We start from the raw sequence: 21,586 nt of genomic DNA on the forward strand, positions 1-21,586 counted from the left end.
GGAATGGCTGAAAAATTGCGTATCGCTGCTCTTTGTGAAAGGGCGGCGGGGGAAACGCGCGTCTGTGTGACGCCGGAAACGGTCAAGAAATTCACGGCCTTGGGCGCTTTGGTCGCGGTGGAAAGCGGGGCGGGGCATGCCGCCTCGATTGCTGACGCTGATTATGCGGCTGTGGGCGCCATTGTCGGTGATGCGGCCTCGGTTGTGGCGGGCGCGGATATCGTGATGGGGGTTCAAGGGCCGGATGTGGCGATGCTGTCCGGTGCAAAACCGGGCGTATGGGTCGCGGCGGGGCTGGATCCTTTTGGCCAGCGTGCGCGGGTTGATGCCTATGCGGCGGCCGGTGTTGAGGCGCTGGCGATGGAATTCATGCCGCGCATCACCCGTGCGCAGTCGATGGACATCCTTTCGTCGCAATCCAACCTTGCCGGTTACAAGGCGGTGATTGATGCAGCGGCTACCTATGGTCGCGCCTTTCCGATGATGATGACGGCGGCGGGCACGATTTCGGCGGCCAAGGCCTTTATCATGGGCGTGGGCGTGGCGGGCTTGCAGGCTATCGCCACCGCGCGCCGTCTGGGCGCGCAGGTGTCGGCCACCGACGTGCGCAGCGCGACCAAGGAGCAGATCCAGAGCCTTGGTGCCAAGCCGATCTTTGTTGAAAAGGTCGCCGGCATCGAGGGCGAGGGCGCGGGTGGTTACGCCACCGAAATGAGCGCGGAATATCAGGCGGCGCAGGCCGAACTGGTGTCCAGCCATATTGCCAAGCAGGACATTGTCATCACCACGGCGCTGATCCCCGGACGGGCCGCGCCGCGTTTGATCACCGATGCCCAGATTGCCACGATGAAACCCGGCAGCGTCATTTTCGACCTTGCCGTGGCGCAGGGCGGCAATGTCGAGGGCAGCTTGCCCGATCAGATTGTCGAGCGCCATGGCGTCAAGATCATGGGCTATTCCAATACGCCCGCGCATCTGGCCGCCGATGCTTCGGCGCTGTTTGCGCGCAATCTCTACAACTTCCTCTCGGCCTTTTGGGACAAGGAGGCGGGGCGACCCGTTCTGGACGAGGAAATCGGCAATGCGATCCGGCTGACGCACGGCGGCCAGGTCGTCAATCCACGACTGCTCTGAGGGGAGGGCATTATGGACTTTATCTCGATCCTGTCGATTTTCGTGCTGGCGTGTTTCGTCGGCTATTATGTGGTGTGGTCGGTCACGCCTGCGCTGCACACGCCCTTGATGGCGGTGACCAATGCCATTTCCTCGGTGATCGTGGTGGGGGCGCTGATCGCGGCGGCGGCCAGCGGGATTGGCGCTGCGGGCGGCGTGTCGAAATGGCTGGGGCTGGGCGCGGTGGTGCTGGCCTCGGTCAACATCTTTGGCGGTTTTGCGGTGACGGCGCGCATGCTGGCCATGTATAAGAAGAAGGAGAAGAAGTGATGGAACATGTCACAACTCCTTCATGGGCGATGTTTGCCTATCTTGTTTCCGGCGTGTTGTTCATTCTGGCGCTGCGCGGCCTGTCGTCTCCGGCCACCAGCCGTTCGGGCAATCGCTATGGCATGATTGGTATGCTGATTGCGGTCGCCACGACGTTGGTGACGCATTTTCCTTTAGCACAGTATTATGAACATACGCCGCCTGATGGTTTACCGTTTTACGGTCCTGACTTTGGATCGTTTGCGCTGATTGTCGCTGCAATTGCTTTGGGCGGCGGGATCGGTTTTGTCATCGCTCGGCGGATTGCCATGACGGCGATGCCGCAATTGGTGGCGGCGTTTCACTCGCTGGTTGGGATGGCGGCGGTGATGGTGGGCTGGGCGGCCTATCTCAATCCTGAGGCTTTCGGGATTTCAGAAAAACACGTTGCTTTTATTTTGCACAGTATAACTGAACAAGAGGCTGCTGCTGGAGTGGTTCGGGGTGAACATACTGTTACGACAGTATATATCGCCGCCCAATCCTGCATCGAAATGGGCCTTGGCATCGCGATTGGTGCGATCACGTTCAGCGGCTCGATCATCGCCTTCCTCAAGCTGGCGGGCAAGATGTCGGGTTCGCCGATCATGCTGCCGGGGCGCCATGTCATCAACCTTGGCACGATCATCGCGATCCTTGGCCTTGTCGGCTATTTCACGATGGATCAGTCGCTCTGGGTGATCGGCCTGATCACGCTGCTGGCCTTCATCATCGGCTTCTTGCTGATCATTCCGATTGGCGGGGCGGATATGCCGGTGGTGGTCTCGATGCTCAATTCCTATTCGGGCTGGGCCGCCGCCGCGATGGGCTTCACGCTGCATAACAGCGCGATGATCATCACCGGCGCGCTGGTGGGGTCTTCGGGCGCGATCCTGAGCTACATCATGTGCAAGGCGATGAACCGCAGTTTCATCAGCGTGATCGCGGGCGGATTTGGCGCAGCGCCGGAAGCGGCCAGCGGCGCGGCCAAGGAACAGCGCCCGTGGAAGCGCGGCAGCGCCGAGGACGCGGCCTTCCTGATGAAGGAGGCCGAGAGCGTCATCATCATCCCCGGCTATGGCATGGCGGTGTCTCAAGCTCAGCACGCGCTGCGCGAAATGGCCGATGTGCTGAAAAAAGAAGGCGTCAGCGTCAAGTATGCCATTCACCCGGTTGCCGGGCGAATGCCGGGCCATATGAACGTCTTGCTGGCCGAAGCAAATGTGCCCTATGATGAAGTCTTCGAACTGGAGGACATCAATTCCGAGTTCGGCCAGTGCGACGTTGCTTTCATCATCGGCGCCAATGACGTGGTCAACCCCGCCGCCAAGACCGACAAGTCCAGCCCGATCTATGGCATGCCCGTCTTCGACGTGGACAAAGCCAAGACCGTCATGTTCGTCAAACGCTCGATGGGCGGCGTGGGTTATTCAGGTGTTGATAATGATGTCTTCTACATGGACCAGACCATGATGCTGCTGGCCGACGCCAAGAAGATGGTGGAAGACATCGTCAAGGCGCTGGCCCACTAAAGGGTCCATTGAATGCGTAAAGTTCTGACAGTCCTTGCCCTTACCCTTGCCCTGTCGGGCTGTGTTCAGGGGATCGCCAGAGGCCGGGTGAAATCGGCCCTTGTCGGGGCGGGGCTGTCCGAACCGGTGTCGGCCTGCATGGCCGAGCATATGGTGGACAAGCTGACCATCACCCAATTGCGCCAGTTGGAGGCGTTGCAGGGGCCAAAGCGGTCGCTGTTTGATTACGTGATGGCGGTGCGCCGAATTCAGGACCCGGAAGTCATTCGCGTGACGGCGGCGGCGGCTGGGTTGTGCATGAGCGGGTGGGAAAGATAAGGTTTGCCTCCGGCGGGCAAAGGGCGGTGGCCCTTTGCAATCCCATTAATGGGTGGCGTGAAATTGCCCGGTTGTGTGATGATTTTTAAAGCCTGCGGCGCTGGTTATGGGCGCCGCAGGCTTTATCATTTCAACGCCGCGTCCGACACCTGAGGCAGAACCCGTGGCGCAACAAAGACAGTAATAGGAGCGCGAGGGACAAGTCCCTCGCATTTTCCCCTTTTTCTTCAACTGAAATCCGCCTACCCCAACCCGATGCCTCTATCCCCCCTGGCCTGTGACCCATCGCAAACCCTTGGCCGTGAATTCGCGCTGGAAGGCTCGATCGCCCGCGGTCCGCGCAGCCCGTATCAGCGCGACCGCGACCGGATCATCCACTCGATTGCGTTCCGACGTTTGCGCCATAAAACGCAGGTTTTCGTTGCCCCCGACGGAGATCACTACCGCGTCCGCCTGACCCACAGCCTTGAGGTGGCCCAGATCGGCCGCGTCATTGCCCGCGTGCTGGGGCTGGACGAGGATTTGACCGAGGCGCTCTGCCTTGCCCATGACATCGGCCACCCGCCCTTTGGCCACAGCGGCGAGGACGCGTTGGACGAAGCGCTCAAAGAGCAGGGTGGATGGGACCACAATGCCAATACGCTCCGGACGCTGATGCGTCTGGAAAGCCCTTATTGCGAGCATGAGGGGCTGAACCTGACTTGGGAGACGCTGGAGGGGCTGGCCAAGCATAACGGGCCGGTGCGCAATCCCAACTGGGCGTTGGCCGAACTGGATGCGGCCTATCCGCTGCATCTGGGCGAATGGTCATGTCTTGAGGCGCAGGTGGCCGCGATTGCCGACGACATCGCCTATGACAATCATGACATTGACGATGGGCTGCGCGCCGGATTCCTGCATCTCGACGATCTGTTGACCCAACCCTTCGTGGCCGAACAATGGTGCGCGGTGGAGGCAAAGCACCCCAACGCCCCTCATGACCGCAAATTGCGCGAACTGGTGCGCAGCCAGATTGGCATCATGGTCAATGACGTCATCGCGCAAACGCAGGCCCGCACGGCGGGCATGGCCAGCATCGCCGATGTGCGCGCCGCCACGCGTGCCAGCGTCGCCTTCTCGCCCGCGATGGGTGAGGCCGAGCGTACGCTGAAGCGCTTTATGTACGCCAAGCTCTATTATCACCCCGAACAACTGGCCACGGCGGAAAAGGCGCATCAGGTCGTATCGGGCCTGTTTGCTGCCTATCGCGAAAATCCGGGGCACATGGGGGCGGATTGGGCCGCGCGCCTGCCTGCGGCTGAACCTCAACGCAGCCGCCACATCGCCGATTTCATCGCCGGCATGACGGATCGCTTCGCCATCGCACAATATCGGACCATTTTCGGCACCGCGCCGGAGGGTTTGAGCAACGTCTGAGCCACATCGTGCCGGATTTGGTGACCAGATTGCGTATTGGGGTAGAATTTCTGACACTCTGTTTGACTTTTGCGCCGCAAAAAGAGAAGGCGGACATCAGTCGCTGAACGATGCGGGAGAGTTCGGATGATTCGAAAGAATTATCCGGCGCCGAAGGAGCAACCGCCCCGGAATCTCTCAGGCAATAAGGACCGTGTCGGTCAATAGCGACGCTCTGGAAAGTGCAATCGGACCAATCGGTTCGAGGGCCGCCGAAGGGGTAAATCTGCGCATTTCCATGTGCGGGCTAAGCTCTCAGGTTTCCGTGACAGAGGGGGCACCGAGATTGGTGCAACGCTGTGCGGAAGGCTGATTAGTGAGCGACACATACGATTCTGACTCGGTCGAAGAGATCGAAACCCCCGAAACCCTCACGCTTCCCCTTGATGCATGGCACCGCGCACGCGGTGGCCGCATGGTCGAATTCGCCGGTTACTGGATGCCCGTGCAATACGAAGGCATCATGGGCGAACACCTGTGGACCCGCGAAAACGCCGGCCTGTTCGACGTCAGCCACATGGGCCAGTTGGTCGTGTCGAGCGAAGACGAAGCGCAGGAAGACGCCATCACTGCGCTGGAAGCGCTGATGCCCGCGGACCTTTCGATCCTCAAGGTTGGTCGTCAACGTTACTCGCTGCTGCTCAACGAAACCGGCGGCATTATCGATGATCTGATGATCACACGTTGGGCCAATGGTTTCTTCCTGATCGTCAATGGCGCGACCAAGTGGGACGACATCGGCCATTTGCGCGAATTCCTGCCCGACGACATCACGCTGACGCATCGCGACGATTTCGCGCTGCTCGCGCTGCAAGGCCCCTGCGCGGCGGAGGCTCTGGCCTCTTTTGGTATCGAACCGGCCCAGCCGGAGGTTGCCGCGGTGGACCAGCTCTCCTTTATGCAGGCCGGACATTATGTCTGGAACGGCGTCGAACTGCATATCAGCCGTAGCGGTTATACCGGCGAAGATGGCTATGAAATCGCGGTCCCGGCCGAGAGCGCCGAAGCCTTGGCCGAAATGCTCTGCACCCATCCGGCGGTCAAGCCCATCGGCCTTGGCGCGCGTGACAGCCTTCGTATGGAAGCTGGCCTGCCGCTCTACGGTCATGACCTGAACGAAGAAATCGACCCCATCAGCGCGGGCCTGTCCTTCGCTATTTCCAAGCGCCGCCGCGCCGAAGGCGGTTTCCCCGGCGCCGACCGCATCCTGACCGGCCTGTCACAGGGCACGGAAACGGTCCGTGTCGGCCTGAAACTGTCGGGCCGTCAGGCCGCGCGCGAAGGCGCTGAGGTTTACAGCGGCGAGGAAAAGGTCGGCGTGCTGACCTCGGGCGGTTTCGCGCCCAGCCTTGGTTGCCCCATCGCCATGGCCGATGTGCCCGCCGCTCTGGGCGAGCCCGGCACCGAACTCTTCATCGACGTGCGCGGCAAGAAATTGCCCGCCACGGTCGCTGCCATGCCTTTTGTTCCCCATCGCTATTTCCGCAAAGGAGCCGCAAAATGACCCGTTATTTCACCAAGGACCACGAGTGGATTTCCGTTGACGGCGACGTTGCGACCGTTGGGATCACCGATTTCGCGCAGAACGCTCTGGGCGACATCACCTTTGTCGAAGTTCCCGAAGCGGGCAAGACCCTGGCCAAGGGCGACACCGCCAGCGTGGTGGACAGCGTCAAGGCCGCCAGCGACGTTTACGCCCCCGTTGCGGGCGAAGTGACCGAAGGCAATCCGGCGTTGGAAGAAGCGCCCGAACTGGTCAACACCTCGCCCGAAAGCGAAGGCTGGCTGTGGCGCATGAGCGTGGCCGATGCCGGTGATCTGGCCGATCTGATGGATGAGGCCGCCTACGCCGCCTATATTGCGGAGCTCTAATCCCTTATGCGCTATTTGCCTCTCACCCCGGCCGATCGCGCCGCCATGTTGGCGCGGATCGGCGTGGACAAGATTGACGCGCTGTTTTCCGATGTGCCCGCCGATGCTTTGCAAAGCGGGCCGATCGCGGGCCTTCCGGCCCATGCCAGCGAAATGGCTGTGGAACGCCACATGGGCCGCCTTTCGGCGGAAAACCTGTCGGCGGGCGCGGCGCCCTTCTTTCTGGGCGCGGGCGCGTACAAGCACCATATTCCGGCCAGCGTCGATCACCTGATCCAGCGCGGCGAATTCCTGACGGCCTATACGCCCTATCAGCCGGAAATCGCCCAAGGCACGCTTCAGGTGCTGTTCGAGTTCCAGACGCAGGTAGCGCGTTTGCTGGGCACCGACATCGCCAATGCCAGCCTCTATGACGGTTCGACCGCATGCTGGGAAGCGATCGCCATGGCGCATCGCGTGACCAAGCGGAAGAAGTCGATCCTGACGGGCGGTTTGCACCCGCATTATGTAGCTACCGCGCAGACTATGGCGCGTTTCACCGATGACGTGCTGGTGGCGCAGGCCCCGGTGCTGTCGGCGGACGCCGAGGATGCCGCGATCATTGCGGCCATCGACGGTGAAACCAGCGCGGTTGTGGTCCAGTACCCTGACATTCTGGGCCGCATTCCCGATCTGGCCGCGATTTCTTCGGCGGCGCAGGCCCAGGGCGCGCTGCTGATCGTGGTCGTGACCGAGCCTGTGGCGCTGGGTCTGCTCGAAGCGCCGGGTGCGCTGGGCGCCGACATCGTCGTGGGTGAGGGGCAGTCGCTGGGCGTAGGCCTGCAATTTGGCGGGCCGTATCTGGGCCTGTTCGGTTGCCGTGAAAAGTTCCTGCGCCAGATCCCCGGCCGCCTTTGCGGCGAAACGGTGGATGCCGAAGGTCGCCGCAGCTTCGTGCTGACGCTTTCCACCCGCGAACAGCACATCCGCCGCGAAAAGGCGACCAGCAATATCTGCACCAATTCCGGCCTGTGCGCGCTGGCTTTCAGCATTCACATGAGCCTGCTGGGCGGCGCTGGTCTGGAACGTCTGGCCCGCATCAACCATGGCAAGGCGCAGGCTCTGGCGGCCGCTTTGGCGGCGGTTCCGGGCGTGTCGGTCCTGAATGATGCCTATTTCAACGAATTCACGGTGATCCTGCCCAAGGATGCACGTGAAGTGGTTGATGCTCTGGCGGCGCGGGACATTCTGGGCGGTGTGCCTTTGGGCCGCCTCTATGCCGAGGTTCCAGCGCTGGCCAATGGCCTGCTGCTGACGGCGACCGAATGCACGAGTGATGAAGATATTGCGGCGCTGGTTGCGGCGCTCAAGGAGGTGCTGTGATGAACGCTCCCAACGCTTCGGGCTGGCGTCCGGAAATGGGTGAGGCCGGCGCGATCCTGCCCCCCACCAACAGCGGCGATCATGGTCTCAACCTTGAAGAAAAGCTGATCTTCGAACTGGCCGAGCCGGGCACCTATGGCGTCGATTTTGACGACGCCGATGTGGCCCCCGCGCCCGCGCTGGGCAAATTCCTGCGCAAGGCGGCTCCCGCTCTGCCGGGCCTGACCGAACCGGAAGTGGTGCGCCACTATACCCGCCTCTCGCGTCAGAATTATGCCATCGATCTGGGGCCGTTCCCGCTCGGCTCCTGCACGATGAAGCACAATCCGCGCCTCAATGAAAAGGTCGCGCGGATGGCCGGTTTTGCCGACGTTCACCCGTTGCAACCGACCCAGACGGTGCAGGGCGCGCTGAAGGTCATCACGCAATTGGCCGACTGGCTGATGGCGCTGACGGGCATGCCCGCTGTGGCCATGACGCCCAAGGCGGGCGCGCATGGTGAGCTTTGCGGCCTGCTCTGCATCCGTGCCGCTCTGACCGCTCGCGGTGAGGAACGCCCGGTCGTTCTGGTCCCCGAAAGCGCGCATGGCACCAATCCTGCCACGGCCGCCTTTGCCGGGTTCCGCGTGGAAAATATCCCTGCGACTGCTGATGGCCGCGTGGATGTTGACGCTCTGACCGCTCGCCTTGGGCCGGATATTGCGGGCGTGATGATCACCAATCCGAACACCTGCGGGCTGTTTGAACGTGATCTCAAGACGATCTCGGATGCGGTTCACGCCATTGGCGGCTATGTTTACTGCGACGGCGCGAATTTCAACGCCATCGTGGGCAAGGTGCGCCCCGGTGACCTTGGCATCGACGCCATGCACATCAACCTGCACAAGACCTTTTCGACGCCCCATGGCGGCGGTGGTCCGGGTTCGGGTCCGGTGGTGCTGTCGGCGGCGCTGGCGCCGTTTGCGCCTCTGCCCTTTGCCACGCTCGATGCTGATGGCGTTGCGCATCTGGTCGAAGAGGGCGATGCCGAAACCCACGGCCACCCCAGCAGCTTTGGCCGCATGACCGCATTCCATGGCCAGATGGGCATGTTCACCCGCGCGCTGACCTATATCCTCAGCCACGGGGCCGATGGTCTGCGTCAGGTGTCGGAAGATGCGGTGCTGAACGCCAATTACATCCTGCGCTCGCTTGAAGACGTGCTGGATGCGCCTTTTGCCGCTTCTGGCCCGTGCATGCACGAAGCCCTCTTCAGCGACGATGGCATGGCCGATGGCTTCTCGACGCTGGATATTGCCAAGGGTCTGATCGACGAGGGTTTCCACCCGATGACGGTCTATTTCCCGCTGGTGGTCCATGGCGCGATGCTGGTCGAACCCACCGAAACCGAAAGCAAGGCAGGCACCGACCGCCTGATCTCCTCGCTCCGTTCGCTGGCCGAGCGTGGGCGTGCCGGGGACGTCACGCTGAAAAGCGCGCCCCACTATACACCGCGTCGCCGTGTTGATGAAACATTGGCAGCGCGCAAGCCCAAGCTGGTCTGGAAGGACTAAGCTATAGGGTCGCAGGAGGAGGGCCGTTGCGTTCGCGCAGCGGCCCTTTTTCTATGCGGTTTCGCGCGCGGCCTTGATGCGGCGATGTTCGCGCAGGGCAATCATCATCCCCGCCGCCACGATCAGCGGCGCCCCGGCCCAAGTATGCGCGGGCGGCAATTGCGCAAAGATCGCCCAGCCATAGAATGTGGTCCAGATCAGCGTCGCGTAATCCATGACCAGAACGCTGGCCGCCGAACCAAAGCGCAAGGCGGCGGTCATCAGGACCTGTGCCAAGGTACCCACCACGCCCATGGCGATGATCCCGGCCCAGACCATGGCGGGATGGGGCGTGCGGTAGAGCAGCATCGGGATCAGCGTCAGCAATGAGCCAAAGAGCGCGAAATAGAACACCACGGAAATCGGCGTTTCGGTGCTGGTCAGATCGCGGATCTGAAGGCTGATAACGGCCACCAGAAAGCCCGAACACAGACCTGCGGCAAGGCCGAGCGGCGAGATGGAACCGGCCATGGATGGGCCGCCGCCCGCCGGGGCGGTGATGATCAACACGCCGGCAAAGCCCAGCGCGACCGCCAGCCAGCGCAACATACCCGGCGCTGATCTATAGACAATCGCCGTCAACAGCACCGCAAAGAGCGGCGTGGTAAAGCCAAGGATCGTGGCCACCGGCAAGGGTAGCAAAACCTGTGCACCAAACAGGCAGACCATGCCGATTGTCCCCGTGACGGTGCGCATCGCATGGTTCTTTAACCGCTTGGTATAAAGCGAATAAAGTTTGCCCCGCATCAACAGCCAGCCGCCCAGCAAGGGCAAGGTGATCGCCTGGCGCCAGAACATGATTTCGGGCAGGGGGACGCCGTGCTGATGGAGCAATTTGACCATCATATACAGCGTTGCAAGCGCGACCGTTGCCGTCAGGCGAAGGCCCAGCGCAAGAAAGGGGCGTTGATTTTGAAGCACAGTCGGGCCTTAGTGCAAAGAGGCGGTTTGTGGCACCGCTTTTTTCGCAAGGCCCGCCTGCGCGTTAAAGACAGGCTTCGAGGAAAGTCTGATCAAAGCCGAATTGGCGCGCTTTTTCCAGCGTATAGGGGCGCAGGCCCGATGAACGCCATTCGCCGATGATCTTGCCGTCGTCGGTTTCGTCCAGATATTCGAATTTGAACAATTCCTGCGTCACGATCACGTCGCCCTCCATCCCGATCACTTCGGTGATGTTGGTGGTGCGGCGGCTGCCATCGCGCAGGCGCTTGACCTGAACGATCAGGTCCACCGATTCGGCGATCTGACGGCTGATGGCTTCCTTGGGGATCTTGATGTCGCCCATCAGGATCATGTTTTCCATACGGCCAAGACATTCGCGTGGGCTATTGGCGTGGAGCGTACACATCGAGCCATCGTGACCCGTGTTCATTGCGGCCAGCAAGTCGAAACATTCCGCGCCGCGAATTTCGCCCAGGATGATGCGGTCGGGGCGCATACGCAGAGCGTTCTTCACAAGGTCGCCGATGGTGATCGCGCCCTGGCCTTCAAGGTTGGGCGGGCGGGTTTCCAGCGGCAGCCAGTGCGGCTGCTGCAGGCGAAGTTCGGCCGCGTCTTCGATGGTCAGCACACGCTCGCCCGGATCGATCATTTTGGACAGGGCGTTGAGCATCGTGGTTTTACCCGAACCCGTACCGCCCGAAATCACGATGTTCATCCGGCAGGCGCCCGCGATTTTCAGCGCCGTGGCCATCTTGTCATTCATCGACCCGAAATCGCGCAGCATGTCGATCGTGATCGGCTTTTCGGAAAATTTACGGATCGAGATCGCCGTGCCGCGCAAGGAGAGCGGTGGGACGATCACGTTCACACGGCTGCCGTCCTTCAAACGGGCGTCGGCCAGCGGCGTGGTCTGGTCAACGCGGCGGCCGACCTGATTGACGATGCGCTGAGCGATCTGGAACAGATGCTGTTCATCGCGGAAACGGATCGTTGAAAGGGTCAGTTTGCCCTTCTTTTCAATATAGGTCTGGTCCGGCCCGTTGACCATGATGTCGGACACGTCAGGATCGTTGAGCAATTCCTCAAGCGGACCAAAGCCGAGCAATTCGTCGATCAGCACCTTTTCCAGCGCGAATTGTTCGCGACGGTTAAGCGTGATTTTCAGCTCGGCCAGCACCTCCATGATGATCGGGCGGAATTCCTCGGCCAACTCATCCTTGGTCAGCGTCGCGGCCGCTTCCGGGTCCACACGTTCCAGCAGGCGGGGAAGCACCTGCTCCTTGATCTTGTGGACGCTGGCCTCGAAACCTTCGGCCTGACGGGTGCCCTCGACGGTGGAATTCATCCGCTCGGCAAGGCGGGCCATGGCATCGCCGCCTTTGGACATTTCCATCGGCATGTCGGGTTCGGCGGGCAGGGGAGGGAACTGTTCCCCGCCCGATGGCGGCGGGGGCGCACCGGCGGGCAGGCCATCGGCCCGCATCGGACGCGCCACGCCAAATTGCGGTCTTGCGCCAGCGCCGAAGCTGCCGGGGCCAGTGCGTCGACCGAATGCGCTCATCGTTCGTCCATTCCTTCACAAACCACACAATTTTCGCGCAGGCCCGCTTTGGAACGCGAACAGCCTGTGCCAATTTGACAAGGTGAATAGAGTGCAAACTTTGAGGATTTGCTAATGGCCAAGCGGCGCTATCGGGCAAATACCGATTTTGATGAGGCAGATGAGCCCAATTCGGTAACCCCACCTGCAACATGCTGGCTGTGCGAACGGATGTTGGGCGATCTTGTCGAATGGCACCACCCCGTACCAAAATCGCGAGGGGGCCGCGCCGTGGTGGGCGTTCACCCGATTTGCCATCGCATTTTGCATACCACTTTCACCAATGCCGAATTGGCGCGGGTGGGCATGGATGTCGACCTGCTGCGTGACCATGAGGCTATCGGGAAATTCATGAAATGGGTGGCCGGAAAGGATCCAAATTTTCATGCGCCAACGGCCAGAAAGGGAAAGCGATAGGGATTTGATAGAAGGTTTGAGCCTCCGTTTGATGCCTCCGGCGGGTAAAGAGTAGGGGCCCTTTGCAATCTCGCTGTTGTAGGTATGGCGTTTCGGAAGACTTTGTTGCCTGAATGACAGCAATCGCCCCAAAGTCGGTCGTTCAGTCTAGCGCCGCTCTGGTGCGAAGAAAGGACAGGTATCGTTGATCTTCGTTGGCAAACAATTCCGCTCCAGCACCCATATAAGCCCGCATTAACTCGTCGCCAGCGCGATCATGCTCCCCCATATCGAGAAGTACCTGTCCCAGCCTAAGATGAAGGAATGGATTGCCTACCGCATCGGGACAAACCATCGCGTATTCCAGCGCCTCTTTCGCTGAGGTGTTGTAGTTTGCTAGAAACGCCGCGTCACCGATTGCCGCCAAAATCCAAGTGGATGCATTCCATTGGCTCTTTGGCTCGGGAACGATCTCCCATGCTCGATTATATTCGGCGATGGCTTCTTCATATCTGCCAGCAGAGGCCAGTGCATCACCATCGGCGCAAAAATGCTGGATCGCATCATGGACAGTCGATGATAGTTCTGTGGTCGCCATAACGACTAATTGTAGTCGGATGCAGATCATCACTCAATGACTGCTTTCCACCATTTCCGGTCTTTCCCCGCTGCGAAGCAGCTTTCAAAACTAGCGGTCCCCGATTACACGAGCTGATCCTGTAACTTCACATTGACGGTATCGGGATTGCAAAGGGCCGCCGCCCTTTGCCCGCCGGAGGCAAAATTCCCGCCCTAAACAGAAAAGGGGCCGGAAAAAGGCGCAAACCCCTTTCCAGCCCCTCAATCTGATTTCCGTCAATCGTGACGTTTACCCGGCAAGCTTTTCCGCCAGAACGGTCAGGCCCTTGGGCGTCACTTCGGCAAAGCCGCCGACGATGACGATTTCTTCCGGTGCGCCGTTTTCGGTCTTGTAAACCTTCACGGTGCCGTCGGTGATGGTCGAAAGGAAGGGCGCATGCCCTTCCAGCACGCCGAACTCACCTTCCGAACCGGGGACGACCACCATGTGGACTTCCTCGGAGCGGACCAGCTTCGCAGGCGTGACGAGTTCGAAGTGCAGGGCCATGACTTAGGCCTCCGCAGCCAGCTTCTTGGCCTTTTCGACCGCTTCGTCGATGCCGCCAACCATGTAGAAGGCTGCTTCGGGCAGGTGGTCGTATTCGCCGTCCACAACTGCCTTGAACGAACGGACCGTGTCTTCGACCTGAACGAACTTGCCGCTGATGCCGGTGAACACTTCGGCCACGTGGAAGGGCTGCGACAGGAAGCGCTGGATCTTGCGGGCGCGGGCAACGGTGAGCTTATCTTCTTCCGAAAGCTCGTCCATGCCCAGAATCGCGATGATGTCCTGCAGCGACTTGTACTTTTGCAGCGTTTCCTGAACGCGGCGGGCGGTTTCGTAGTGCTCTTGGCCGACAACGGCGGGCGTCAGCACGCGCGAGGTCGAGTCGAGCGGGTCAACCGCCGGATAGATGCCGAGTTCCGAAATCGCACGGTTCAGCGTGGTCGTAGCGTCCAAGTGGGCGAACGAGGTGGCCGGCGCCGGGTCGGTAAGGTCGTCCGCGGGAACGTAAATGGCCTGAACCGAGGTAATCGAACCCTTGGTGGTCGAGGTGATGCGTTCCTGCAGCGCGCCCATGTCGGTCGACAGGGTGGGCTGATAACCCACGGCCGAAGGAATACGGCCCAGCAGAGCCGACACTTCCGAACCGGCCTGCGTGAAGCGGAAGATGTTGTCCACGAAGAACAGCACGTCCTGGCCTTCCTGGTCGCGGAAGTATTCAGCCATGGTCAGACCCGACAAAGCCACGCGAGCGCGCGCGCCCGGCGGTTCGTTCATCTGGCCGAACACCAGAGCAACCTTCGAACCATCGGGGGTCGGGTTGCCATCGGCGTCCTTGGCGATAACGCCGGCGTCGAGGAATTCGTGGTAAAGGTCGTTACCTTCACGGGTACGTTCACCGACGCCCGCGAAAACCGACACGCCGCCGTGGCCCTTGGCGATGTTGTTGATCAGTTCCTGAATGAGAACCGTCTTGCCAACGCCCGCGCCGCCGAACAGACCGATCTTACCACCCTTGGCATAGGGAGCCAGAAGGTCGATGACCTTGATGCCGGTCACGAGGATCGCGGCTTCGGTCGACTGGTCGATGAATTCCGGGGCCTTGGCGTGGATCGGGGCAACCTGAGCAGCGCCAACCGGACCGCGTTCGTCGATGGGATCGCCCACGACGTTCATGATGCGGCCCAGCGTCATCGGGCCAACCGGCACCGAAATCTGCGCGCCGGTGCTGGTCACGATCTGACCACGGGTCAGCCCGTCGGTCGCGTCCATGGCGATGGTGCGGACGGTGTTTTCGCCAAGGTGCTGAGCAACTTCGAGAACCAGACGGTTGCCGTTGTTGTCGGTTTCCAGAGCGGTCAGAATCGCCGGGAGTTCCCCGTCGAAGGCAACGTCGACGACGGCGCCGATAACCTGGGCAATTTTGCCAGTGCTGGTGGACATGGGTTTCTTCCTTGCCTGCTGTGTCGTCGTCAGAGCGCTTCGGCGCCCGCGATGATTTCGATGAGTTCAGTGGTGATCGCGGCCTGACGGCTGCGGTTATACTGGATGGTCAGCTTGCTGATCAGTTCGCCGGCGTTGCGGGTGGCGTTATCCATGGCGGTCATGGATGCACCCTGCTCGCTGGCCGAATTTTCCAGCAGCGCGCCAAAGATCTGGGTCTTGAGATAGCGCGGCAGCAGAGCGGCGAGGATTTCTTCTTCCTCGGGCTCATACTCGACCACCGAATCCGCGGCCACTTCCGACTTGGGAGCGGGCACGGGGATGATCTGCTGTTCGGTCGGTTCCTGCAGCAGGGCGCTGCGGAAACGGCTGAAGAACAGGTGCGCTACGTCAAACTTTCCAGCTTCGTACAGCGCCATCAGTTCGGCAACGATCGCGTCCGCTTCGGCATATCCTGCTTCGCGAACGGTCGTGGTGTCAAAGCCACCGATGATTGCGTTAGGATATTCGCGACGGATAACCGCGCGGCCCTTGCGACCGATCAGATAGAACGCCACCTTCTTGCCTTCGGCTTCCAGAGCCTTGGCCTTCAGGCGAGCGGCCTTGACGATGTTCGAGTTGAACGCGCCGCACAGACCACGGTCCGAATTGGCCACCACCAGCAGATGCACCGCATCCTTGCCGGTGCCCGCCAGCAGCTTCGGGCTATTTTCGCTGACCACAATGCGCGAGGCGAGGCTGGCGACAACGCCGGCCAGCCGCGATGCATAGGGGCGCGCGGCCTCGGCAGCGGATTGCGCTTTACGCAATTTCGCTGCCGCGACCATCTGCTTGGCCTTGGTGATCTTCTGGGTCGATTTGACCGAGTTGATCCGGCCTTTGAGTTCCTTAAGGCTGGCCATTGCCAACTACCTTTCGTAGCTAGAACGGACTTAAGCGAACTGCTTGGCGAAGGCGTCCAGAGCGGCCTTGAGCTTGCCCTTGGCTTCGTCGCCCAGATCCTTGGTGTTGCGGATCAGGTCGAGCAGATCGCCATGCTGCGAACGCAGGAAGCTGAGCAGTTCGGCTTCATATTCGGTGACGCGGTTGACCGGAACGGTGTCCAGATAGCCGTTGGTGCCAGCGAAAATGACGCAGGTCTGTTCTTCAAAACCGAGCGGCGAGAACTGAGCCTGCTTGAGCAGCTCCGTCAGACGCGCACCGCGGTTCAGCAGCTTCTGGGTCGAAGCGTCGAGGTCCGAACCGAACTGGGCAAACGCGGCCATTTCGCGATACTGGGCCAGTTCCAGCTTGATCGAGCCGGCAACCTTCTTCATCGCCTTGGTCTGAGCCGACGAACCCACGCGCGACACCGACAGACCAACGTTAATGGCCGGACGGATGCCCTGATAGAACAGGCCGGTTTCAAGGAAGATCTGGCCGTCGGTGATCGAGATCACGTTGGTCGGAATGTAGGCCGACACGTCGCCCGCCTGCGTTTCGATGATCGGCAGGGCGGTCAGCGAACCGGCGCCCATGTCATCGTTCAGCTTGGCAGCGCGTTCCAGAAGGCGCGAGTGCAGATAGAATACGTCGCCCGGATAAGCTTCACGGCCCGGAGGACGACGCAGCAGCAGCGACATCTGACGATAGGCCACGGCCTGCTTGGAAAGGTCGTCATACACGATCACGGCGTGCATGCCGTTGTCGCGGAAGAATTCACCGATCGCAGCGCCGGTGTAGGGCGCCAGGTACTGAAGCGGAGCGGGTTCCGAAGCGGTCGCGGCGATCACGACCGAATATTCCATCGCGCCGTTTTCTTCGAGCTGACGCACGATCTGGGCGACTGTCGAACGCTTCTGACCCACGGCGACGTAGATGCAGTACAGCTTCTTCGATTCGTCATCACCGGCGTTGGCGGCCTTCTGGTTGATGAACGTGTCGATCGCCACCGCAGTCTTGCCGGTCTGACGGTCGCCGATGATCAGTTCGCGCTGGCCGCGGCCAACCGGAACCAGAGCGTCAATGGCCTTGAGGCCGGTCTGCACGGGTTCGTGCACCGACTTGCGGGGGATGATGCCCGGAGCCTTAACTTCGACGCGGCGGCGCTCGGTGTACATGATCGGGCCCTTGCCGTCGATCGGGTTGCCCAAAGCGTCCACCACGCGGCCCAGCAGACCCTTGCCGGTCGGCACGTCCACGATGGTGCCGGTGCGCTTGACGGTGTCGCCTTCCTTGATCTCGCTGTCCGAGCCAAAGATCACGACGCCGACGTTGTCGGCTTCCAGGTTCAGAGCCATGCCCTGAACGCCGTTGGCGAATTCCACCATTTCACCGGCCTGAACCTTGTCCAGACCATGGATGCGGGCAATACCGTCACCCACCGAGAGAACGGAGCCGACTTCCGAAACCTGGGCTTCGGTGCCGAAGTTGGCAATCTGGTCCTTGATGACCTTCGAGATTTCTGCGGCGCGAATTGTCATGTTCAGCCTTTCATCGAACCTTGTTGGGGGCCAAGGCCCCGCAATCGACCCTTTAGGAGGGGCCTGTTAGCCCCTCATCTTTTGGGCGAGAGAATTGAGACGGGTGCGGATCGAGCTATCGATCTGCTGGCTGCCGATGCGTACAACCAGACCGCCAAGCAGTTCCGGATCCACGCTGGTCTTCAGCTTGATGGCCTTGCCTTCGCGGGCCGCCAGCTTGGCCGAAAGGGCCGAAAGCTGATCGTCGCTGAGCGGATGGGCGCTGGTGACCTGTGCCGTCACTTCGCCGCGCGCCGCAGCCGCGATGGCTGCAAATGCACGAAGAATGTCGGGCAGGGCCGAAAGACGGCGGCCAGCAGCCAACACGCCAAGGAACTTGCGGGTCACATCACCAAGGCCCAACACCCCGGCGACACCCTCTACCGCACGGCCAGCCGCATCGCGGCTGATCTGCGGGTTGCGAATCAGGGCACCCAGATCGTCGGATTCGGCAATGGCCGCACCCAAAGTCTCAAGGTCCGCTTCTACGGCGCTGACCGCGCCCAAATCCTGCGCCAGTTCAAACAGGGCGGACGCGTAGCGCCCCTGAAGACTGGCAGTAATGCCGGCGGAATTGTCCACGCTTTTACGTCCCCTCTTGCCGGAAGGCTCTATGCCGGTTCGCAAAGGTAAGGATGCGCAGCGTCAAACTGCGTATCTGTCCCCCTTGGGCGGCGCGCATAGCGACGATTACCGCACGATGCAAGCGGCCCGATGCGACCTGATTCCAAAGTCCATGGTCCAGCGCCGAATTGGTCAGATTGTCTGAGAAATGCGCAATGCATTCCTATGCGTCACTTTGCCCGAAAAATCATTGATCGCAAGGGGACCATTGGATGCCATGGACGGCGTTACGCGTATTTCTATCGGTGATGCGCTGAATTGAATTTTTTTGGGGCATAATCGGCCCGTTCGGCGCATGGTTTAGTCGATGGTCGCCTGTGAAGGCCGCCTTTAGACAAAGGAATAAGGGTCGATATCGATGCTGACTCGCACGCCTTGCGGGAATTTCAGCGCGCCCAGCCATTCGCGCAGCACCTTTTGCAATTCAGCGCTGCGCTTGGCGTTGACCAGCAGGCGATAGCGATAGCGCCCGCGCAAGAGGGACAAAGGCGCCGGCGCCGGCCCCAGAATCGCGACATCGGGCAGGTTGGGGCGCGTGCCGCCAATGGCCCTTGCGGCCTCCTTGGCCTCCGATTCTTCCTCGCTGGAAACGATAATGGCCGCCCAGCGACCAAAAGGCGGCGCACCGGCATGGCGGCGCCCCTCCGCCTCGGCCTCATAAAAGGCGTCGCGGTCGCCTGCGGCCAGAGCGGCGATGACGGGCGCGGTGGGGTGGCGGGTTTGAATCAGCACTTCGCCCGGCTTTTCACCCCGCCCCGCGCGCCCGGCCACCTGCGCGATCTGTTGATAAGAGCGCTCGCCCGCGCGCAGATCGCCGCCTTCCAGCCCCAGATCGGCATCAATCACGCCAACCAAAGTCAGGTCAGGGAAATGGTAACCTTTGGTAACCAGCTGCGTGCCGACAATCACATCGACCATTTTGGCTTCGGCCGTCGCCACGAATTCGGCCACCTTGTCGGGCGTGTTCAATGTGTCCGACGTGACCACCGCGACGCGGGCCGATGGCAAAATCTCGGCCACTTCGTCGGCGATGCGTTCCACCCCCGGCCCGCAGGCCACCAGGCAATCGGCCTCGCCGCATTCGGGGCAGGCGGTGGGCATGGGCTGTTCCTGTCCGCAATGGTGACAGGCGAGGCGGCGCGAGAGGCGGTGTTCCACCAGCCACGCGCTGCACGTATCACATTGAAACCGATGGCCGCATGATCGGCACAGCGTCAAAGGCGCATAACCGCGCCGGTTGAGGAACAGCAGCGATTGCTCACCCTTCTCCAACCGTTCCTCCAGCTTTTTGACCAATGGCGGCGAAATCCAGTGGTTTCGCTCTGGCGGATGCTGGATCAGATTGATGATCTGAATATCGGGCAATTGCGCCCCGCCGAAACGATCGGGCAGGATGATTCGTTTGTATACGCCCGCCTCGGCCAAGGTCAGGCTTTCCAGCGCGGGAGTGGCCGAAGCCAATACGACGGGGATCTTTTCAAACCTTGCGCGAATCACCGCCACATCGCGGGCATTATAGCGCACGCCATCGTCCTGCTTGAACGACACCTCATGCGCTTCGTCCACCACGATCAGGCCAAGGCGCGGGAAGGGCAGGAACAGTGCCGATCGCGCGCCCACCACCACTTGAGCTTGGCCCGCGGCGATGGCCCGCCACGCCCGACGGCGTTCGGCTGATTTCAGGCTGGAGTGCCACAAGACCGGCTCCACCCCGAAGCGCGCCTCGAACCGGCGCAGGAAGTTCTGCGTCAGTGCGATTTCGGGCAGCATCACCAAAACCTGTCGGCCAAGGCGGATTGCCTCGGCCACGGCCTCGAAATAGGTTTCGGTCTTACCGCTGCCTGTCACGCCGTCGAGGAGGAAGGGGGCAAAGGCTTCACCACGCACCGCATCGACCATCTGATCGGCGGCGGCCTGTTGCCCTTCGGACAGGTCGGGTTGATCAAAGGCCGGGTCGGCCAATGGATAGGGGCGGTCCAGATCGACCCGCACCGTTTCCATCATCCCGCCATTGACCATGCCGCGCAAGACGCCCTCGGTCACGCTGGCGGCCTCGGCCAATTCGCGTAGGGTGCCCTGCATGCCCTGTAAGGTTTCCAATGCGGCGGCGCGTTGCGGGGTCAGGCGTTTGGGCGGTTCGGCATTGGGCGCCAGCCGATATTCGGTCATCATCCGCCCGCCCTGCAATGCGGCGGTGGAAGACAAGGCCATGCGCGCGACGCTGGCCAGCGAGGCGCAGTAATAATCCGCCGTCCATTCAATCAACCGGCGCAAAGGTGCGGGCAAGGGCGGCACCGGCAACACAGAGAGCAGCGGACGCAGGCGATTGTCGCCCACTTCTTCACCGGGCAGGCGTTCAGGTTCCCACACGATGCCCATAACCTGACGAGGCCCGAGCGGCGCGATCACCACGCTGCCGTGTTCGACCTCCATGCCATGGGGCACCCGGTAATCCAGCACCGGCAGGGCAGAGTTCATCACAAGCAGGCGCGCGCGGGTCATGGGCAAGGCCATGCGACCAAACGCCCCGGTGGGTCAAGTCGCCTTCGCGCAGGCATAATTTGGCCGACGAGCGATGTGGCGATAAAACTCGTGCAAGTGGGGGCTTGGGTTGCGCGGCGCTCATGCCTATAGGCGGCGGGGTAGAGCGTTTCAAGAATCGCGCCCACCGCCGGGCGCGCGCCAATCAGGGGACACCCCATGAAGTTTTTCGTCGATACCGCCGAGATCAACGACATCAAGGAACTGGCCGCAACGGGCCTGCTTGATGGCGTCACCACCAACCCTTCGCTGATCGCCAAGTCGGGCCGTGATTTTCTGGAAGTGACCAAGGAAATCTGCGGCATCGTCGATGGCCCGGTTTCGGCCGAAGTCATTGCCCTGGACCACGAAGGCATGATGCGTGAGGCCGAAATCCTGCGCAAGATCGCCGACAATGTCTGCATCAAGGTTCCGCTGACCATTGATGGCCTGAAAACCTGCAAGGCGTTGACCGGCGACGGCACCAAGGTCAACGTGACGCTGTGCTTCTCGGCCAATCAGGCTCTGCTGGCCGCAAAGGCGGGCGCGACCTTCATCTCGCCCTTCATCGGTCGTCACGATGACAATGGCTTTGATGGTCTGGACCTGATCCGTGACATCCGCCTGATCTATGACAACTATAACTATGCGACCGAAATTCTGGCCGCTTCGATCCGTCATGGCGTGCATGTTCTGGAATGCGCCCGCATCGGCGCCGACGTGATGACCGCGCCGCCCGCCGTCATCAAGGGGCTGGTCAAGCATGTCTTGACGGACAAGGGCATTGAAGGTTTCATGGCTGACTGGGCCAAGACCGGCCAGAGCTTGTAATAATTTCCGAAGGA

At 61.2% G+C, this 21,586-nt stretch carries 20 protein-coding genes and 2 riboswitches; of the genes, 11 read left to right on the forward strand and 9 right to left on the reverse strand.

What is annotated here, in order from left to right:
* Positions 1-15: 15 nt before the first annotated feature.
* The 9 genes from AC2S2E_RS12330 (at position 16) to gcvPB (ending at position 9,553) form a co-directional block, all read left to right on the forward strand.
* Positions 16-1,134: an NAD(P) transhydrogenase subunit alpha gene (locus AC2S2E_RS12330; RefSeq protein WP_486524596.1), complete on the forward strand. Its 1,119-nt coding sequence runs from the start codon at positions 16-18 to the stop codon at positions 1,132-1,134.
* A gap of 12 nt (positions 1,135-1,146) precedes the next feature.
* On the forward strand, positions 1,147-1,443 hold the full coding sequence (locus AC2S2E_RS12335) for a proton-translocating transhydrogenase family protein (RefSeq protein ID WP_273619060.1): 297 nt from the start codon (positions 1,147-1,149) through the stop codon (positions 1,441-1,443).
* Complete coding sequence (locus AC2S2E_RS12340) at positions 1,443-2,993, forward strand: NAD(P)(+) transhydrogenase (Re/Si-specific) subunit beta (protein ID WP_486522534.1); 1,551 nt, start codon at positions 1,443-1,445, stop codon at positions 2,991-2,993. The genes AC2S2E_RS12335 and AC2S2E_RS12340 overlap by 1 nt, the downstream gene beginning before the upstream one ends.
* Positions 2,994-3,005: 12 nt before the next feature.
* Positions 3,006-3,311: a hypothetical protein gene (locus tag AC2S2E_RS12345; RefSeq protein WP_486522535.1), complete on the forward strand. Its 306-nt coding sequence runs from the start codon at positions 3,006-3,008 to the stop codon at positions 3,309-3,311.
* Positions 3,312-3,566: 255 nt separating this feature from the next.
* A complete protein-coding gene (locus tag AC2S2E_RS12350; RefSeq protein ID WP_486522536.1) occupies positions 3,567-4,727 on the forward strand; it encodes a deoxyguanosinetriphosphate triphosphohydrolase in 1,161 nt (386 codons plus the stop codon).
* Positions 4,728-4,830: 103 nt separating this feature from the next.
* Positions 4,831-4,931, forward strand: a riboswitch (glycine riboswitch).
* Positions 4,932-5,048, forward strand: a riboswitch (glycine riboswitch).
* A 34-nt stretch (positions 5,049-5,082) separates the two neighbouring features.
* A complete protein-coding gene (gcvT, locus tag AC2S2E_RS12355; protein WP_476103818.1) occupies positions 5,083-6,270 on the forward strand; it encodes a glycine cleavage system aminomethyltransferase GcvT in 1,188 nt (395 codons plus the stop codon).
* Complete coding sequence (gcvH, locus tag AC2S2E_RS12360) at positions 6,267-6,638, forward strand: glycine cleavage system protein GcvH (protein ID WP_476103816.1); 372 nt, start codon at positions 6,267-6,269, stop codon at positions 6,636-6,638. Before gcvT ends, gcvH begins: the two co-directional genes overlap by 4 nt.
* 6 nt (positions 6,639-6,644) lie before the next feature.
* Complete coding sequence (gene gcvPA, locus AC2S2E_RS12365) at positions 6,645-8,000, forward strand: aminomethyl-transferring glycine dehydrogenase subunit GcvPA (protein ID WP_486522537.1); 1,356 nt, start codon at positions 6,645-6,647, stop codon at positions 7,998-8,000.
* Positions 8,000-9,553 carry an aminomethyl-transferring glycine dehydrogenase subunit GcvPB gene (gene gcvPB / locus AC2S2E_RS12370; RefSeq protein ID WP_486522538.1) on the forward strand — a complete coding sequence of 518 codons (1,554 nt, stop codon included), beginning with the start codon at positions 8,000-8,002 and terminating at the stop codon, positions 9,551-9,553. The genes gcvPA and gcvPB overlap by 1 nt, the downstream gene beginning before the upstream one ends.
* 51 nt (positions 9,554-9,604) lie before the next feature.
* On the opposite strand, the gene AC2S2E_RS12375 is transcribed toward gcvPB, so the two are convergent.
* Positions 9,605-10,513, reverse strand: coding sequence for a DMT family transporter (locus AC2S2E_RS12375; protein ID WP_486522539.1), 909 nt, complete (start codon positions 10,511-10,513; stop codon positions 9,605-9,607).
* A gap of 64 nt (positions 10,514-10,577) precedes the next feature.
* Entirely contained in the window at positions 10,578-12,095 is a 1,518-nt protein-coding gene (locus AC2S2E_RS12380) for a TadA family conjugal transfer-associated ATPase (protein WP_476103804.1), read from the reverse strand.
* Between the two features lie 114 nt (positions 12,096-12,209).
* Here AC2S2E_RS12380 and AC2S2E_RS12385 point away from each other — a divergent pair, with 114 nt between their 5' ends.
* The gene (locus tag AC2S2E_RS12385; protein WP_486522540.1) at positions 12,210-12,551 is read left to right on the forward strand and encodes an HNH endonuclease; all 342 of its coding nucleotides are present in this window, start codon (positions 12,210-12,212) and stop codon (positions 12,549-12,551) included.
* Positions 12,552-12,693: 142 nt separating this feature from the next.
* Here the strand turns inward: AC2S2E_RS12385 and AC2S2E_RS12390 are convergent, their stop codons facing one another.
* The 7 genes from AC2S2E_RS12390 to AC2S2E_RS12420 all read right to left on the reverse strand — a co-directional run bounded on the left by AC2S2E_RS12390 (position 12,694) and on the right by AC2S2E_RS12420 (position 20,723).
* Positions 12,694-13,128: a hypothetical protein gene (locus AC2S2E_RS12390; protein WP_486522541.1), complete on the reverse strand. Its 435-nt coding sequence runs from the start codon at positions 13,126-13,128 to the stop codon at positions 12,694-12,696.
* 270 nt (positions 13,129-13,398) lie between these two features.
* On the reverse strand, positions 13,399-13,656 hold the full coding sequence (locus AC2S2E_RS12395) for an ATP synthase F1 subunit epsilon (protein WP_486522542.1): 258 nt from the start codon (positions 13,654-13,656) through the stop codon (positions 13,399-13,401).
* A 3-nt stretch (positions 13,657-13,659) separates the two neighbouring features.
* Positions 13,660-15,096: a F0F1 ATP synthase subunit beta gene (gene atpD, locus AC2S2E_RS12400; RefSeq protein ID WP_476103790.1), complete on the reverse strand. Its 1,437-nt coding sequence runs from the start codon at positions 15,094-15,096 to the stop codon at positions 13,660-13,662.
* Between the two features lie 29 nt (positions 15,097-15,125).
* Positions 15,126-15,998 (reverse strand): F0F1 ATP synthase subunit gamma, encoded by an 873-nt coding sequence (locus AC2S2E_RS12405; protein ID WP_476103787.1) that lies wholly within the window; start codon positions 15,996-15,998, stop codon positions 15,126-15,128.
* Positions 15,999-16,028: 30 nt separating this feature from the next.
* Entirely contained in the window at positions 16,029-17,558 is a 1,530-nt protein-coding gene (gene atpA / locus AC2S2E_RS12410) for a F0F1 ATP synthase subunit alpha (RefSeq protein ID WP_476103785.1), read from the reverse strand.
* 66 nt (positions 17,559-17,624) lie between these two features.
* Entirely contained in the window at positions 17,625-18,179 is a 555-nt protein-coding gene (locus tag AC2S2E_RS12415; RefSeq protein ID WP_476103783.1) for a F0F1 ATP synthase subunit delta, read from the reverse strand.
* Between the two features lie 372 nt (positions 18,180-18,551).
* Entirely contained in the window at positions 18,552-20,723 is a 2,172-nt protein-coding gene (locus AC2S2E_RS12420) for a primosomal protein N' (RefSeq protein WP_486522543.1), read from the reverse strand.
* Positions 20,724-20,921: 198 nt separating this feature from the next.
* Here AC2S2E_RS12420 and fsa point away from each other — a divergent pair, with 198 nt between their 5' ends.
* Positions 20,922-21,572 carry a fructose-6-phosphate aldolase gene (gene fsa / locus AC2S2E_RS12425; protein WP_476103779.1) on the forward strand — a complete coding sequence of 217 codons (651 nt, stop codon included), beginning with the start codon at positions 20,922-20,924 and terminating at the stop codon, positions 21,570-21,572.
* Positions 21,573-21,586: the final 14 nt, after the last annotated feature.

The sequence above is a fragment of the Novosphingobium sp. 550D genome (assembly GCF_057401885.1).

Coding starts and splice junctions, on each gene's coding strand:
- AC2S2E_RS12335 (WP_273619060.1), top strand. CDS start 1,147: ATGGACTTTATCTCGATCCTGTCGATTTTCGTGCTGGCGTGTTTCGTC.
- AC2S2E_RS12340 (WP_486522534.1), top strand. CDS start 1,443: ATGGAACATGTCACAACTCCTTCATGGGCGATGTTTGCCTATCTTGTT.
- AC2S2E_RS12345 (WP_486522535.1), top strand. CDS start 3,006: ATGCGTAAAGTTCTGACAGTCCTTGCCCTTACCCTTGCCCTGTCGGGC.
- AC2S2E_RS12350 (WP_486522536.1), top strand. CDS start 3,567: ATGCCTCTATCCCCCCTGGCCTGTGACCCATCGCAAACCCTTGGCCGT.
- gcvH (WP_476103816.1), top strand. CDS start 6,267: ATGACCCGTTATTTCACCAAGGACCACGAGTGGATTTCCGTTGACGGC.
- gcvPA (WP_486522537.1), top strand. CDS start 6,645: ATGCGCTATTTGCCTCTCACCCCGGCCGATCGCGCCGCCATGTTGGCG.
- gcvPB (WP_486522538.1), top strand. CDS start 8,000: ATGAACGCTCCCAACGCTTCGGGCTGGCGTCCGGAAATGGGTGAGGCC.
- AC2S2E_RS12380 (WP_476103804.1), bottom strand. CDS start 12,095: ATGAGCGCATTCGGTCGACGCACTGGCCCCGGCAGCTTCGGCGCTGGC.
- AC2S2E_RS12385 (WP_486522540.1), top strand. CDS start 12,210: ATGGCCAAGCGGCGCTATCGGGCAAATACCGATTTTGATGAGGCAGAT.
- AC2S2E_RS12390 (WP_486522541.1), bottom strand. CDS start 13,128: ATGGCGACCACAGAACTATCATCGACTGTCCATGATGCGATCCAGCAT.
- AC2S2E_RS12395 (WP_486522542.1), bottom strand. CDS start 13,656: ATGGCCCTGCACTTCGAACTCGTCACGCCTGCGAAGCTGGTCCGCTCC.
- atpD (WP_476103790.1), bottom strand. CDS start 15,096: ATGTCCACCAGCACTGGCAAAATTGCCCAGGTTATCGGCGCCGTCGTC.
- AC2S2E_RS12405 (WP_476103787.1), bottom strand. CDS start 15,998: ATGGCCAGCCTTAAGGAACTCAAAGGCCGGATCAACTCGGTCAAATCG.
- atpA (WP_476103785.1), bottom strand. CDS start 17,558: ATGACAATTCGCGCCGCAGAAATCTCGAAGGTCATCAAGGACCAGATT.
- AC2S2E_RS12420 (WP_486522543.1), bottom strand. CDS start 20,723: ATGACCCGCGCGCGCCTGCTTGTGATGAACTCTGCCCTGCCGGTGCTG.
- fsa (WP_476103779.1), top strand. CDS start 20,922: ATGAAGTTTTTCGTCGATACCGCCGAGATCAACGACATCAAGGAACTG.